This window comes from Actinomyces sp. 565 (genome assembly GCF_010365615.1).
Classification (GTDB): Bacteria; Actinomycetota; Actinomycetes; order Actinomycetales; family Actinomycetaceae; genus Actinomyces.
Genome location: NZ_PIZD01000014.1, coordinates 1 through 14,946 on the forward strand (window position 1 = coordinate 1; position 14,946 = coordinate 14,946).

10 protein-coding genes and 1 CRISPR repeat array are annotated in these 14,946 nt (G+C 66.4%); of the genes, 2 read left to right on the forward strand and 8 right to left on the reverse strand.

The annotated features are described in order from the left end of the window. A CRISPR array of direct repeats spans positions 1-2,961; the repeat unit is 28 nt; unit sequence GGATCATCCCCGCTCGCGCGGGGTCGAC. A gap of 56 nt (positions 2,962-3,017) precedes the next feature. From cas2e to cas3, 8 genes are all read right to left on the reverse strand, one after another. Next, positions 3,018-3,410 (reverse strand): type I-E CRISPR-associated endoribonuclease Cas2e, encoded by a 393-nt coding sequence (cas2e, locus tag GZ997_RS02970; RefSeq protein WP_162678797.1) that lies wholly within the window; start codon positions 3,408-3,410, stop codon positions 3,018-3,020. Beyond that, positions 3,404-4,342, reverse strand: coding sequence for a type I-E CRISPR-associated endonuclease Cas1e (cas1e, locus tag GZ997_RS02975; RefSeq protein ID WP_161923688.1), 939 nt, complete (start codon positions 4,340-4,342; stop codon positions 3,404-3,406). The genes cas2e and cas1e overlap by 7 nt, the downstream gene beginning before the upstream one ends. A gap of 3 nt (positions 4,343-4,345) precedes the next feature. Further along, on the reverse strand, positions 4,346-5,029 hold the full coding sequence (cas6e, locus tag GZ997_RS02980; protein WP_162678798.1) for a type I-E CRISPR-associated protein Cas6/Cse3/CasE: 684 nt from the start codon (positions 5,027-5,029) through the stop codon (positions 4,346-4,348). After that, positions 5,020-5,757, reverse strand: coding sequence for a type I-E CRISPR-associated protein Cas5/CasD (gene cas5e, locus GZ997_RS02985; protein WP_162678799.1), 738 nt, complete (start codon positions 5,755-5,757; stop codon positions 5,020-5,022). The genes cas6e and cas5e overlap by 10 nt, the downstream gene beginning before the upstream one ends. Then, on the reverse strand, positions 5,757-6,884 hold the full coding sequence (cas7e, locus tag GZ997_RS02990) for a type I-E CRISPR-associated protein Cas7/Cse4/CasC (protein ID WP_162678800.1): 1,128 nt from the start codon (positions 6,882-6,884) through the stop codon (positions 5,757-5,759). Before cas7e ends, cas5e begins: the two co-directional genes overlap by 1 nt. 1 nt (position 6,885) lies before the next feature. After that, a complete protein-coding gene (gene casB / locus GZ997_RS02995) occupies positions 6,886-7,491 on the reverse strand; it encodes a type I-E CRISPR-associated protein Cse2/CasB (RefSeq protein WP_308807194.1) in 606 nt (201 codons plus the stop codon). Positions 7,492-7,583: 92 nt separating this feature from the next. Continuing rightward, complete coding sequence (gene casA, locus GZ997_RS03000; protein WP_162678802.1) at positions 7,584-9,242, reverse strand: type I-E CRISPR-associated protein Cse1/CasA; 1,659 nt, start codon at positions 9,240-9,242, stop codon at positions 7,584-7,586. Beyond that, positions 9,239-12,190: a CRISPR-associated helicase Cas3' gene (gene cas3, locus GZ997_RS03005; RefSeq protein WP_162678803.1), complete on the reverse strand. Its 2,952-nt coding sequence runs from the start codon at positions 12,188-12,190 to the stop codon at positions 9,239-9,241. The genes casA and cas3 overlap by 4 nt, the downstream gene beginning before the upstream one ends. A gap of 331 nt (positions 12,191-12,521) precedes the next feature. On the opposite strand from cas3, the gene glyA reads away from it, so the two are divergent. Both glyA and GZ997_RS03015 read left to right on the forward strand, forming a co-directional pair. After that, the gene (gene glyA / locus GZ997_RS03010) at positions 12,522-13,841 is read left to right on the forward strand and encodes a serine hydroxymethyltransferase (protein ID WP_162678804.1); all 1,320 of its coding nucleotides are present in this window, start codon (positions 12,522-12,524) and stop codon (positions 13,839-13,841) included. Beyond that, complete coding sequence (locus GZ997_RS03015; protein WP_162678805.1) at positions 13,838-14,743, forward strand: bifunctional methylenetetrahydrofolate dehydrogenase/methenyltetrahydrofolate cyclohydrolase; 906 nt, start codon at positions 13,838-13,840, stop codon at positions 14,741-14,743. The genes glyA and GZ997_RS03015 overlap by 4 nt, the downstream gene beginning before the upstream one ends. The last annotated feature ends 203 nt before the right edge of the window (positions 14,744-14,946 follow it).

Below are 14,946 nucleotides of genomic sequence, written 5' to 3' on the forward strand. Positions count from 1 at the left end.
GGGATCATCCCCGCTCGCGCGGGGTCGACGGCGCCCTGACCGAGGACGCCGTGCTGGACGCGGGATCATCCCCGCTCGCGCGGGGTCGACTCACCCTCATCGGCGCTTTCCCCGCCCTCAGGCGGATCATCCCCGCTCGCGCGGGGTCGACGTTTCGTCAAAAACGGTCATTGTTGCATTAGAGGGATCATCCCCGCTCGCGCGGGGTCGACCCCGTCGGCGCTAAGCCGGAGGACCTGGTTCTCGGATCATCCCCGCTCGCGCGGGGTCGACCATCTCGATCCACAGTGTACCGTCACCGACAAGGGATCATCCCCGCTCGCGCGGGGTCGACGTGTTGAGGGTGTCCGCGTCGACGATTCTGAGCGGATCATCCCCGCTCGCGCGGGGTCGACAGTCTACTAACTATTCATCGGAGAAGGCGGCGCGGATCATCCCCGCTCGCGCGGGGTCGACGCCGTCGGTAATGCCCTGGTCCTTCGCTACCGCGGATCATCCCCGCTCGCGCGGGGTCGACCTCGGGGTACGTGTGGTACCTGTACAATAAATTCGGATCATCCCCGCTCGCGCGGGGTCGACACACAGATTCAATGCACCTGCTGTCGAGCAGTGGGATCATCCCCGCTCGCGCGGGGTCGACAAGGGGAAGGTCATCGCTCAGGGAAGCGGCACAGGATCATCCCCGCTCGCGCGGGGTCGACTTGCCCTGGGAGCCGCTGGCGCCTGGGCTGGTGGGATCATCCCCGCTCGCGCGGGGTCGACGGGTCAGTCTCAGAGCCCCACGCCGACAGCAAGGGATCATCCCCGCTCGCGCGGGGTCGACAACCCCTGTGGATAACTTCCCCCTGGGGATAACGGATCATCCCCGCTCGCGCGGGGTCGACGTGATCAGCAAGATGAATGCAACACACATCCTCGGATCATCCCCGCTCGCGCGGGGTCGACCTGTTCGGGCCAGTAATCAAGGCCCTACCCTCAGGATCATCCCCGCTCGCGCGGGGTCGACGCTGTTATCTGCTCTCGCGTGTGCCGGTTGGTGGGATCATCCCCGCTCGCGCGGGGTCGACTCGGCCGGAGTGCTGTTTCGCGCAACAAGGTAGGGATCATCCCCGCTCGCGCGGGGTCGACGCACCGGCCACGATGCGGGAGAGGATTTTTGCGGGATCATCCCCGCTCGCGCGGGGTCGACACGTATTACAGCAGGTTCAAGTTTGGGCGGATGGGATCATCCCCGCTCGCGCGGGGTCGACTACCGTGAGATCGGTTTTGAGACAATCGATATGGGATCATCCCCGCTCGCGCGGGGTCGACGCCTTCGAGGCGGAGCGGTTGCCCTTGGAGCGGGGATCATCCCCGCTCGCGCGGGGTCGACTACCGCGATGACCTTGTAGCGTTCAAGACATTCGGATCATCCCCGCTCGCGCGGGGTCGACTACCGCGAAATTGGCTTCGAGACGGTTGATATGGGATCATCCCCGCTCGCGCGGGGTCGACTTTTGAGGCCTCAACCGCTAGCGAAAGGAGGGGGATCATCCCCGCTCGCGCGGGGTCGACATGGCCAACTGAGCCGCGCCCGCCGCATTACTGGGATCATCCCCGCTCGCGCGGGGTCGACGTATGGAAAATTTGGCACGCGTACAGAGGTTGGGGATCATCCCCGCTCGCGCGGGGTCGACGCGGAATCCGCCGTAGACACGGCGGAGGCCGCCGGATCATCCCCGCTCGCGCGGGGTCGACTTCGAGACTTGCGATACTGAGAGCGGCGAGGGCGGGATCATCCCCGCTCGCGCGGGGTCGACTTCGAGTTCCCGCTGCCATTGACCTTGACGCCGGGATCATCCCCGCTCGCGCGGGGTCGACGCCGTGACCTTCACCATGGCGTGGTGCAGCTCGGGATCATCCCCGCTCGCGCGGGGTCGACTAGTGTGCTGATTCCGTGCACGTCGCCTATGCTGGATCATCCCCGCTCGCGCGGGGTCGACTGGCGGTCCGTGCCGGCCGCCAGCTGCTTGCGAGGATCATCCCCGCTCGCGCGGGGTCGACGCGTCCAGCTGGCTGTTGCCGTCGGTAGTGCTGGGATCATCCCCGCTCGCGCGGGGTCGACGCTACTTGCGCCGGAGATGGTTACAGGCGGCGAGGGATCATCCCCGCTCGCGCGGGGTCGACAAGGGAAGGGTCATCGCTCAGGGGAGCGGTACAGGATCATCCCCGCTCGCGCGGGGTCGACTATGGCGACACGATTGAGGAGTACTCTATTGGCGGATCATCCCCGCTCGCGCGGGGTCGACTCACGGCACGCACCAGAAAGGACTCCACTTGAAGGATCATCCCCGCTCGCGCGGGGTCGACATCCCGCTGCCAGTTCGCGATATTCCTCAGGCGGGATCATCCCCGCTCGCGCGGGGTCGACTGCAGATCAGTTCTCACTCAATATTTCAGAGTCGGGATCATCCCCGCTCGCGCGGGGTCGACTCTGATATGCCGTCAACAACAAGCATATCAAGGGGATCATCCCCGCTCGCGCGGGGTCGACACGGCTATTACTGCCTGAGCAACCATGATGCCCGGATCATCCCCGCTCGCGCGGGGTCGACGCGCCACCGTTGACCTTATGTGCTGAGCCGCGCGGATCATCCCCGCTCGCGCGGGGTCGACTTAAACTCCTTAAGCGGGTTATCCCAAGAGTAGGGATCATCCCCGCTCGCGCGGGGTCGACTCGATCTTATGGAACAGAGACTTCGCCTCAGGCGGATCATCCCCGCTCGCGCGGGGTCGACACTGGCCTTGCGTTTAAGCACTCTACGGGGCTGGGATCATCCCCGCTCGCGCGGGGTCGACGTCGGCTCCAAGAAGCCGGTCCTGCGAGAGGGTGGGATCATCCCCGCTCGCGCGGGGTCGACAGTCGAAGCACGCCAGGTCGCCCGGCTGGGCACGGATCATCCCCGCTCGCGCGGGGTCGACACTTGCGGATCCTTGGAATCCCAACGCCACGACAGCAAACTCTACACGTGATTCCTTTACTGCTGACCTAGTGCCCGCTCCGCCGAGTTGCGGAAGCGACGCCGTCGAGCAGCGATCGACCATGACTCCTTGGCTGGTCTCACCGCGCCGGGAATCGACTTGGCTCCTTCGATCTGCCGGTACGGTGTACGCATCACTATGCAGCCCTCGATATCGACCGGGTCGCGATCGTGGCCTAGAGAAGCGATTTCGAAGTGCTGCTCGGAGCGTGTGGACCAGATGAGCAGTGCCCTACCGTCGCCGATGTACGCCCTGATGAGCTCCCACAACTGTTCACGCACCCGGGCTGACAGACGACCGACAAACACGCCCGGACTCACCTCGAGCAGCCAACGCGTCATAGCGCCACGCAGAGAGGCGGGCGCGGCGGAAAGAATCAGCACTACCATCCGCCCGCATCCTCTTCCGAGTAGTTCGCGCCACCGGCAACTAGACGGCGTTGGTAATCCCACAGGGAAACCACGTTGACGCTCAGATCATCCTCCGCCTCGGCGCCCAGCAAGTTGCAGATGTCCTTGACGGCGCGTTCAATGACGCGCAAGTCGAACACCTTGTCGCGCACTCGACGCCTGGTAGTGCCGGTCAAGTCCTCCATGCCCTCGGCCACGACGTCGAAGGCCATGGGGATCGTAGTCTCCGCCTTATAAAGGTCAGCGACGTCGTACACGAAGGAACGCTCGTGCCCGGTATGCACGAAGCCCAGGCCCGGCGAACAACCCAGCGAGACAATGACGCCGTGCACTACTCCGTAAAGGGCAGCATGGGCGGCGGACAGCGCCTGGTTGATCGGATCTGACGCCTCGAAGTCATCGGGCCGGTAGTCGCGGCGAGTCCACGGAACGCCGGTCCTGCGGGAGTTCTCCCGATAGATTTCGCGCACACGGGCACCCTCCCTTCCGCGCAGCTGCTGCATGGTGAGGCCACTGACGTCCTCACCATGGAAACGCATGGAGTACATCTCCCGGGCCACCCGCAGACGCTTCTGCGGCGAGGAGACTCTGGCCGCCTGCTCCTCCAGCAAGCGGGTCGAGGTGGCCAACGAGCGTCCATGCGCGTAGTAGCGCACGCCCCGTTCACCGACCCAGACGGCAGTCGTCCCGCACTCGCCCAGCAGACACATGGCCTGATGGCTCACCGAGGTGCCGGGACCCAAAAGCACCGCGATCAGCGAGGCTGCCGGGACTCGGACAGTGCCCTGGTCATTGCGTGCTGTAAGCGCTCCGTCCTCGCGGTGCACCACGCATTGCTCCACATAGAGGAATGTCATGCGATCCTGCACGCGGGGGAGCGCAGTCACGGGAACCGGCAGCATCCGGGCCATGGTTCAGCGCCGCCCCACTCGTGCGAGGGTCATGAGCCCACACCCATACGCCTTTGAACGCCCGATCCCTGCCACTAACGCGTGACGGAGCCTGTCCGGATCCGTCACGTGCAGCACACCTTCATAAACGGTCCGGTTGATCGTGACTCGGTCGCGTACCTCGGCGTCAGGCCGCTGACGGTTGAAGATCGGGCGCTCTCGGCGGACGACGACGACGGACTGCGCTGCCTCGCCGTCGTACCCCTCGGCTGGGACAAGCTCGAATCCGTAGTTAGGGGTGCGGCTTACCAGCCACTGCCGTTGCTGCTCAACGGTCACGTGCCCGTACCGCTTTCCGCGTTTGCCGGGGCCCTGCGCGACCGAACGCGAGGGGTTGGCGGCCAGACGGAACGCCCACAGCTGGCCGGAGTCCAGCTGTTCCAAGAACGGCGAGTAGTCGAGAGTTCGTGCCTGCGAGCCAAGCACACCGGCCTCGGACACGATCTGCGTGCAGTCGGGCTCCGAGGGGGTGAGCAAGTAGAGCGAGGTACTTGCTCCGGGGTCAGCCCGCCACAGGACCCTACCTGCGCCGCCCACCGCATCCACTCCCGCAGCCTTCATAACGACGGCGTGCATGACCTGCGGCGAGCCCAGGTACTTACGGGCAAGACGCCGGGATGGATCGAGGTCAATCTTCGTCAGGAACACTGCGCGGCCTCCTCCACATCGGCCATCGGATCGTGGTTATCCGCGGATGAGGACGGCTTATCCGCGGGAGCGGTCACCGGCACCTCCAGCCGTTCTACTTGACGGAACCCGTACTCGCGACGGCGCGGATCGAAGGACGCCGGAACATCACGACTTCCGCGGAGAGCACCCGTGTGAGCATCGGCCGGCACGGCATCCAGGTCCAGCAGCAATTCGGCTCTGAAAGCCGAGTGCCGACGTCGCCGACGGAACCAAGGTGAGGCCAACCAAGGTTCCTCCCTGAGGGCGTCGTAAAGCGACGCATCGCGCAGACCCAATGACACGGGCTGCGTCGGCGGACATGAGCGTCTGCCCAGGTACAGGGGAAAGACGGGGTGCTTGACCGCCTCGTCAAGCCCCTGAAGGAGCGCCTCGTCACCCTCAATCCCGGCCAGGAATACGGCGTCGGTAAGGTAGTAGCGCTCCGAAAGCGGCATGGAGTCCTTGCCGTCGAGCGATCGGGCGGTGTGAAAGTCGCGGATCACAGTGCCGGGCTGGTCCTTGCGGACGCCGAAGCGGAGCCTGAGTAGATCCTCGATCGGATCTGTCCGCCGTCGGCCGACGGCGGAGGCGAGCATGCCGATCACACCGCTCTTGGTGGGGGCAAGTTCCGTTGCCCGAACGGTGAAACGAGACTTCACCCCCCACGCCTGCATCGGGCCTGCGAGTCGTAGCAGGAGAACAGCCATCAGGACTGCTCCTCGTCGGTGACGCGTGCCGCCACGCTCTCCCGCAGACGGCCGGGAAGGTCCGCGAAGGAGACCCTCTCGCCCAAGGACGCAACGGCGTCGGAGTCCTTCAGGGAGACGACAAAGCTCGCGACAGGCCGCAGGCCGTAGGTGCTTTCCACTGCGCGCGCGTGCTCCGCAAGCGCCTCGATAGAGCGGCCGAGGTAGCCGCGGGTCTCGTCGGTACGAACCGGCTGCTCGAAGGCTCCCACCAGTGAGACCGGCTGGTCATCCCGCACGGAGACGGCGATCGCCTCGGGTACGGTCCGGTTAGCGAAGGTGTTCTGCTTCCCGGTGGGCATGGATAGGCAGAATCCCTTGACGAAGACCTCAAGGGCGCGTAGGGCGGCTTCGCTGTTGCCCAGGTTCTCGGCGAGCAGGTCGAAATTGACGGTGGCATAACGGTACATCGTTGCCGAGGAGAACTCGACCGTGCCCATCATCCCGGCGCCGGCGTCCTCCTCCTCGGAACGGGACTTCGCGTCGTCGACAGCAGTGAAGAAGTCGTACTCGTTCTCGGCGGCGTGGGTGGAGATCGCGTGCGCGACCTGGCAGGCGGCGTCTACGTTTAGATCCGTATCGTCGGCGACCATGCGGCCGAACAGCGACACGTCCACGGCGTGCGCTTCCTTGAAGATCTTCTTGACCGCCTTGGCATCAAGCTTGTCTCCATTGCGTGTGGACGTGATGGCAAGGTCCGAGAGCCGAGCGATCTGGCTAGTAGAGAGGAACAGCAGGTAACCGGATTCCTGCGGAGCATCCTTCTTGCCTCGGGGCGCCGAGAGCTTGATCTTGGCTGCCTTGAAAACGTCCTCAGCCAGTGCGGGGGCGGACTCGGTGAGGTCGGGCGCCTCAGCCACGATCTTGTTTGCCAGCACTTCCACGACGCGCTTAGTGCGGACACCGACGTCGGATGCGTCCAGGAGCTCGTTGAAGTACAGGCGCGTGGCCCGTTTCCAGGACTGGCTGGAGACGCGAAGCCGTCTCACGCCGCCGTAGACGGCGGACTTCGGAGAGCCGGAGTCGTCGCGGTTGACGCAGGACGGCGGCAGGCTCTGGATGATGTGGAGGTCGACGTAAGTGCTCATTTCAGTTCTCCGTGGTAGTAGGGGCGGGTGTGGAATCAAAGGATGCTGCGTCGGTTGCTGAGACGCTCTGGGCTGTGGAAGAGAACCCGCCATATTGGCGGGACCACCGCAGCCGGACGTCTTTGGCGCCACCGGGACGTTGGAAACCGACTAGGTCGTCAGAGAGCATGGCGTGATCCAGGGGGATGCCTCGGGCGCGCAATTGGGAGACGAAGCTCCGCAGGTGATGGCGTAGTTCGCCGATGGTGGTTGACGTGACTAGCGCGTTGAACCGTGCCCGCGCGGAGGGATTCTCCTGGTCATGCGGACCGATTAAGTCTCGCGCCGCGCGGCCAAGCCCGACTCCGGGCTGGAACATTCCCTCGCTCCGCGACTGCTGATGCACGGCATACAGGGTCATGGCGGTGTGCACTGCGAGCTCCTCCCATGTGGGAGCGTCTCCGGCGCTGGAGGCTACAGGCACAGCGGTCAACGACCAGACCTCGGGGAGCTCCCCGGGGGCTCGGTTTGCGGCCTTGCGCAGGGCGGCAACGTCGGCGCGCCCCTGGGACTCATTGCGCAGGTAGCGGGCCTGTAGGCCGTTCTTCCCGCCTAGGCGCTTATCCACGAGTTGCCCGGCATTCTCTCGAAGTCTGCGTCTCGGCTCTTGCGGTGGTGCCGTGCTCTGGGGCCCTGCGGGAGCATCGGCTTCTGACTGCGTCATGCAACTGTCCTTTCTGCTTCATCACTGGGGGCGTCATTGCTTTCAGGAGGAGGGATGATCTTGTTGAGGGCGGCGCGGAAGAAGACCAGAGCGCGGCTGACGTCCATGCGTCCCGTTCCCTCGCCGCGGCCGGCGAAGGCCGCGTTCGGTGCTGCGAAAGCGAGTACGTCCTGCTGACGCCAGGCCTCCGACCGCAGGAGGGCCCGCCATTGCTCGCGCCCCGCCGTCGGGTCGATTTCCGCCAGGGAAGCGAGCCAGCGGGGGAACTCCTCATCAATCACCTGGTAGAAGGAGCTGCTGGCGCGGTTGCGAGCCGCCGACGCCGTATCCGGGCTGCCGCCGCTGGCGCGGTCCAGGTTTCCGGCGAGGTTGCGCAGCGCGCCGGCCACCTGCTCGGTCTGCTCCATGGCGTCCCGGACCACGGCAACCAGGCGAGTTTCTCCAGGATCGAGCAGCTTCGCCGGAAGGGTCAGGGTGTCGTCGAGCAGTTCGGAGACCACGGCTTCTTGCGCGCCATACTCGATGCCGGTGGCGTGCAGCGGCATGAGACCGGACATCGGAACGATCTCATGCATCATGAGAACCTGGTAAAAGTCCACCACGCCGGGCGGCATATACCTGGTCACGTCTCCTGCGCCCCGGACTGACAGCGAGGGGCTGAGTTGCGCGATCAGCGAGGACAACCCTCGCCAGAAGGCTCGATCTGTCGGCAATTTGCGCGGCATGTAGACAGGAGCCTTGAGCTTCTTGGTCTGTGGCTCGGAGAAACGCCACGCCGTCATGGGCTCAACGGAGAAACGATTCTGCGGGGTGGCCTTATCCCCGTTCCCGAGGAAGAGCCCAGTCGCCGACTCGCCGTCGCCGTGCAGCAGGACGCGTCGCGTCTGCCATGTGTAGCAAGCCACCGGTCCGGTCGGCTCCAACGATAGCGAACCCGCGGGGCCACTGGGCTCCTGCTCCCATGGGGCGAGGTCGAGCTCCGAATTGACTTCGCGCAGACCCCCTGTCGCTTCGCAGACTACGGTGTTGAGCAGCAGCGTGCGCTCCAGGTTCTCTCCAGTCACAGCTACGGCGCCGATCTGTCCAGTCCACCCCGGGCCGATCGGGTATCCCTTTCCGTTCTTTACCTGCGGGTCGCCAACGGCACCGGAGCGAATCCCCGCAGGGTCATAGGCGTGGACGTGTACCAGCCACCTGGCGGCCTCCGCCCAACTGATGGCATCCAGGCCCTCGGCAATGCGGGTGGTGAAGAAGGGATTACCGTTAGGGACGTCCACGATCAGGGACTCCAAGCCGGAGATCTTGCCCGAAGCCGAGTGGATCCCGGCCACTTGAAAGAACGGCTGCTCGGGGTCGCGCAGATCGAATCGGTCCCGGAAGCGCTCCAGATAGGCGGCGGCGTCCGTCCCGAGCCTGCCTGGCTCGTCCCAGTACTCCTCCCACGCATCCAGATCCTCCGGGCCGTCCATGGCGCGGTGGCAGATAGCCAGGAGCAGGCGCAGGACCGCCATGTCCTGGCTGGCGATCTCGCCGTGAATTCCTTCGATGCCTTCTGCATAGCGGAAGAGGTCGAGGAGAGAGACCTGATCGGGTGCGCCGTCGAGCCGGGTCACCCTGATCCAGGGCTCATCGAGAAGATTGAAGCTTGCCGTCATGCGTCGCGGACCTCCTTTAGCCCAGTTGTGGATGAGTATTCGAGGGTGGTTCCGGCCAGCTGTGCCCGGCCGTCCTCAAGGAGTAGGAAGAGCTGCCCCCGGAGCTGTGGATCAGCCTGCCACGCGGGTACGACACGAATTTCTAGCTCTTGTATCGCTAGGTCCATCTTGTCTCCCCTGGTAATGCCCGCAGGCAGCCGCACGGCGGACATCGCCATAGCTCGTACAACCGTGCGGCCAGGAACCTGGTCCGTCGGGATCAAAGCCCCCGGAGCATCGGGTGCGTACGCCAGCGTCCGCAGCTCCTCCTGCCCGCCTTCCCGATGCAGCTCAAGCAGAATGACCTCCAGCGAGTCCTCGCCGTCGCGGACCTGCGCGCGCCCGGCCTCCTCGCTGTCCGACGCTGTGGTGTGAAGCCAGTCGATCAGCGAAGTGGACTCACCACGGCGCTTGGGTTCTTCCAGGAGGAACGCCCGCGCAGCGTTGTGCTTCTTCTGGAATTCTCGCGCGTAGGCGTCCCGTGCTTGTGCGAGCGCGTCCTGCCATGCCGGCGGCACGTCGGCGTCATCTCCGTACACGGCCTCGATCAGACCGTGGACATCGTCGGGCACCGTGACGGTGCCGCCGCCGTCGACGACGCCGTGTAAGGCGGCGGCACTGAGCAGCATGTCATGCTCGCCATAGATCGCCTCGGCGCCGCGTTCAAGTGAAGGTGCGCTGGACCCCGTCGCAGGAAGCCAATCTATGTAGCAGGTGGGAGTGACGAGCCGGGGCGGACGCGGGCGCTGATGGCGGTGCAGGCGTCCCATGCGCTGAAGCACCAGGTCGACGGGAGCGAGGTCGGTGACGAGCAGGTCGAAATCGATGTCTAGCGACTGCTCCACCACTTGCGTGGCGACGACGATGGCCCGGTGCGGGCGTTTGGGATGGCTGCGTGGCGGACCGAAGCGGCGGAGCAGATCAGCGTCCTTGGCGAGGCGATCTCCGATGGTGAAGCGGGCATGATTAAGGGTCACCTCTTCACCGAATTGCTCGCGCAGTACCTCATAGGTTTCCTGAGCGCGCCCGACGGTGTTACGGACGATAAGGGCGCAGCCGCCGTCGGCAAGCTTGTCCGCCAGCAGCGGTAGCAAGCCGTCTTTGCTGAGCTGCCGGACCTGGGTGGCGGAGCGACGCCCCGCCGAGGTAACCGGAGTGACCTCAGTGGACTCGCAACCGGCAGCAACCAGGCACGGGAAGGGCGTATTGATCGTTTCGGGGTCGGAGTGCTTCCTAAGCCGTTGTGCCCTGGACAGCTGCAGGCCGCGGCGGTACGCATCGACCATCGCCGTGCAGCGTGCCTCCGACAGTGTCGCGGAAAGCAGCACCACCGGCACGCCGTAGGCAGCTAGCCAGGTTAGTGCCCGGTCAAGGTAGGCGTTCATGTAGGTCGAGTAGGAGTGCACCTCGTCCACCACAACCACTTTGCGGGACAGGCCCAGGTGGCGCATCGCCAGATGCGGCGAGCGCATCGCGCCGAACAGCAGATGATCGACGGTGGTGACGACGAAGTCCGACAACATCGACTTCTTCCGCCCGCTGAACCAGGCCATGATGGCCACGTCCGCTTGGCGTCTTCCTGCTGCGTCGAGAGTTTTCCTGCTTTGCGCCTCCTCTTCATCCCAGCCAATGCCAGTCGGACGGGGACCGTCCGACTGCTCGCCGCCCAGCGCGCCGAACAGCCGGTCACGAAGCTGGTATCCGCGCCGACGCAGCTCCCGGGCCTCCTCATTCAGACGGGCGCGACCGTGAATCAGCTGCACGGCGAAGTCCGAGGGAGCGCCGGCGTCGGCGTATGCCTGCTCGACGGCATCGAGCCAGTCCAACTTGCGGGAGAACATGGCGTCGGTGGTGGCCTGGGTCGGCAGGGCGAAGAGGATACCGGCGCGTCCGGTGCGCGCGGCAAGCACCTCGGCGGCCATGAGCGCCGACTCGGTCTTGCCTCCACCGGTGGAATCCTCAACAACCAGGATCCCGGGGAGCTCCATGGTGCGGGCAGCTTCGAGCGCCTGCGTCTGAACATCGGTGGCGCGCGCGCCGTCGGGCAGCTTGAACCGCTGGGTCAGCAGCGAGTCGGCATCGGTGCCGGTGTCGCGTGGGTGCCACGGCGAGGGGATCTCCAGCAGCGACAGGCCCCTGTTGACGCGGGCTGTATGGGCGCGGGGCGTGAGCAGGGCGGCACCGTCGTCGTCCAAGGGAAGCAGCGGGAAATAGTCTTCGGTTGAGGCGATCCAGTCGGCCACGATGACCAGGCCGGACAATTCAACGAGGAACGGCTGGGACCACTTGCGGCGGCTCCAAGCGCCTAGCAGGGGAGCAGCACCGGTCGTGGTGGTTGCGAGGTCTAGCAGCTCGCGGCGAGCGGTCTCCCAGGGCTCGTCGCCTAGCAGGTGGTCACGTCCTGCGATTTCAGTGGAGAGGTTGGCCGTGGTGGGTGGAATACCGTGATGGGCCCCGACGACGGAGGCGAGGGCTGTGTAACCACCTCGGTTGCCGGCGTACTCCGTGCGGAGCCAGCGCTGGAGGACGATATGCCCAGCCAGTCCGTGCGGCAGTCTGCGGCGGTCTTCGGTGTCGAGCGGCTCGTGCTTAAGGCCAGCTTCTCGCATCCGGTCGTCGAGGTGCGGGACCTTGCTGGAGAATGCCGGCGAACACTTGCCGATGTCGTGCACGCCCGCGATCCAGGAGGCCAGCAGACAGAACTCGTCGACGGGGGAGAGGCCGGAATCGGGGTCGGTGAACTCGCGCTCAATGAGATCCTGGACGGTCGGCGCCAGCCAGTTGCGGGCCAGGTGCTCGGCCACGGCGGCACTGTCCAGCAGGTGCAGCCATAACGGAAGCCACACGTGGCTGTCGGGGTCGTACCCGGACTTTGCCCACACAGACCGGGCGCGTTCGGAGAGTGTCACGGGACTCCTTTGTCTGAGGGGATGCTTGACGGTAGATCCGGGGAGACGGTGCATACGGCGCAATGAGTGAGCCGCCACACACTTGTTACTTACATGTATGGGTGCAAGCGGTTCTGAAGCTCACCACCTGGCCCCGCCACGCCGTCGGCGCTAGCATGGGGCCGTCGTCGCGACTGGCGAAAAGGTGGTCACCACCGGGGAGCGACGGCACGTCACGGGTCCGCTCGCACCCCGCGGTGGCTCGGGGCGCAGCAATGGAGAACCTGGTCGCCCGCCTGGGCCGAGGTCGACGCCAACGCGCGGCCCGCGCCGCGCACACATCAGGAGAACCATGACCGACTCCGCGGCCACCGCCCGCACCACCCTCAACAACCAGCCCCTGGCCGACCTCGACCCGGAGATCGCCGCCGTCCTCGACGACGAGCTCGCCCGCCAGCGCGGGACCCTGGAGATGATCGCCTCGGAGAACTTCGTGCCGCGCGCCGTCCTGCAGGCGCAGGGGAGCGTGCTGACCAACAAGTACGCCGAGGGCTACCCCGGGCGCCGCTACTACGGCGGCTGCGAAGTCGTCGACGTAGCCGAGTCCCTGGCAATCGAGCGCGCCAAGGCCGTCTTTGGTGCCGAGTGGGCCAATGTCCAGCCGCACTCCGGCGCCCAGGCCAACGCCGCCGTCCTGCACGCCCTGGCCAACGGCGGTGACACCATCCTCGGCCTGTCGCTCGCACACGGCGGTCACCTCACGCACGGCATGAAGATCAACTTCTCCGGCAAGAACTACCACGCCACCGCCTACGGCGTGGACGAGACCACCCACCGCATCGAAATGGAGCAGGTGCGCCAGGCCGCCCTGCGCGAGCGCCCCCGCGTGATCATCGCCGGCTGGTCCGCCTACCCCCGCCACCTCGACTTCGAGGCCTTCCGCTCCATCGCCGACGAGGTCGGGGCCGCCCTGTGGACCGACATGGCGCACTTCGCCGGGCTGGTCGCCGCCGGTCTGCACCCGTCCCCGCTGCCGTGGTCCGACGTCGTGTCCACCACCGTTCACAAGACCCTCGGCGGCCCCCGCTCCGGCATGCTGCTGACCAACCGTGCCGAGCAGTGGGGCAAGAAACTCAACTCCGCCGTCTTCCCCGGCCAGCAGGGCGGCCCGCTCATGCACGTGATCGCCGCAAAGGCAGTCGCCATGAAGATCGCCGGCACCGACGTGTTCAAGGACCGCCAGGCCCGCACGCTTGAGGGCGCCTCCATCCTCGCCCAGCGCCTGCTCGCCGACGACGTCGCGGCCGCCGGCATCAAGCTTGTCACCGGTGGCACCGACGTCCACCTGGTGCTGGTGGACCTGCGTGACTCCGCCCTGGACGGTCAGCAGGCCGAAGACCTCCTCCATGACGCCGGCATCACCGTCAACCGCAACGCCGTCCCCTTCGACCCGCGCCCGCCGCGCGTCACCTCCGGCCTGCGCATCGGCACGCCGGCCCTAGCCACCCGCGGCTTCGGACCCGCGGAGTTCACCGAGGTCGCCGAGATCATCGCCACCACCCTGGTGGCGGGCGCGGCCGGCAAGGCCGACGACGAACTGCTCGCCTCCCTACGCGGGCGCGTGCGCACGCTCACCGACGCCTTCCCGCTCTACCCGGGGCTGGCCCAGTGAGGGCCCCGTGGAGCGGTCCCGCCCGCGTCCTGGACGGCAAGGCGACCGCGGCGGCCCTCAAGGCCGAACTGGCCGAGCGCGTGGCCGCTCTGCGCGAGCGCGGCATCACCCCCGGCCTGGGCACGGTGCTGGTCGGTGAGGACCCCGGCAGCGTCAAGTACGTGGCCGGCAAACACGCGGACTGCGCCGAGGTCGGCATCGAGTCGATCCGCGTGGACCTGCCAGCCACCACCACGCAGGCCGAGACCGAGGCGGCCATTGACCGCCTCAACGCCGACCCCGCCTGCACCGGCTACATCGTCCAGCTGCCGCTGCCCGCCGGCATCGACACCAACGCCATCCTGGAGCGCGTCGACCCCGACAAGGACGCCGACGGCCTGCACCCCACCAACCTCGGCCGCCTGGTGCTGCGCGGCACCGGCCCGATCACCTCGCCGCTGCCGTGCACGCCGCGCGCCTGCATCGAGCTGATCACCCGCCACGGCATCGACCTGGCCGGCAAGAATGTGTGCGTCATAGGCCGCGGTGTCACCGTGGGCCGCTCCATCGGCCTGCTGCTGATGCGCAAGGACGTCAACGCCACCGTCGACGTCTGCCACACCGGCACCCGGGACCTGGCCGAGCACGTGCGCCGCGCCGACGTCGTCATCGCCGCCGCCGGCTCGGCCGGCATCGTCACGGCCGATATGGTCGCGCCCGGCGCGGTGGTACTGGACGTGGGCGTCTCCCGCGTCGTCAACCCGGACACCGGCAAGGGCAGGATCATGGGCGACGTGGCCGACGGCGTCGATCGGGTCGCCGCCTGGTTGTCCCCGAACCCCGGGGGAGTCGGCCCGATGACGCGTGCGCTGCTGCTGGCGAACGTCGTCGAGATCGCCGAGCGCAACGCGACCGACTCATAGGCGTTGGGTCCTGGAGCAGCGGTTCTGGGCTGCGGCACTAGGTCGCGGCTCCCGCTGTGACACGTCCCCGATGAACTACGGCGCGGTTGACAGGACAATCCGGCTGACGGTTCGTACCTTTGCTTCGACGCTTCGTACTCTGGCCCGACGGTTCGTACCTGTAGGTGCCTGTGCTGTCTCCACACTTCTGGGACGGTTGAGTC

What these genes read in the sequence shown, in the direction of transcription:
- casA (WP_162678802.1), bottom strand. Translation starts at nt 9,242, where the DNA reads ATGACGGCAAGCTTCAATCTTCTCGATGAGCCCTGGATCAGGGTGACC.
- glyA (WP_162678804.1), top strand. Translation starts at nt 12,522, where the DNA reads ATGACCGACTCCGCGGCCACCGCCCGCACCACCCTCAACAACCAGCCC.
- cas2e (WP_162678797.1), bottom strand. Translation starts at nt 3,410, where the DNA reads ATGGTAGTGCTGATTCTTTCCGCCGCGCCCGCCTCTCTGCGTGGCGCT.
- cas5e (WP_162678799.1), bottom strand. Translation starts at nt 5,757, where the DNA reads ATGGCTGTTCTCCTGCTACGACTCGCAGGCCCGATGCAGGCGTGGGGG.
- cas7e (WP_162678800.1), bottom strand. Translation starts at nt 6,884, where the DNA reads ATGAGCACTTACGTCGACCTCCACATCATCCAGAGCCTGCCGCCGTCC.
- cas1e (WP_161923688.1), bottom strand. Translation starts at nt 4,342, where the DNA reads ATGGCCCGGATGCTGCCGGTTCCCGTGACTGCGCTCCCCCGCGTGCAG.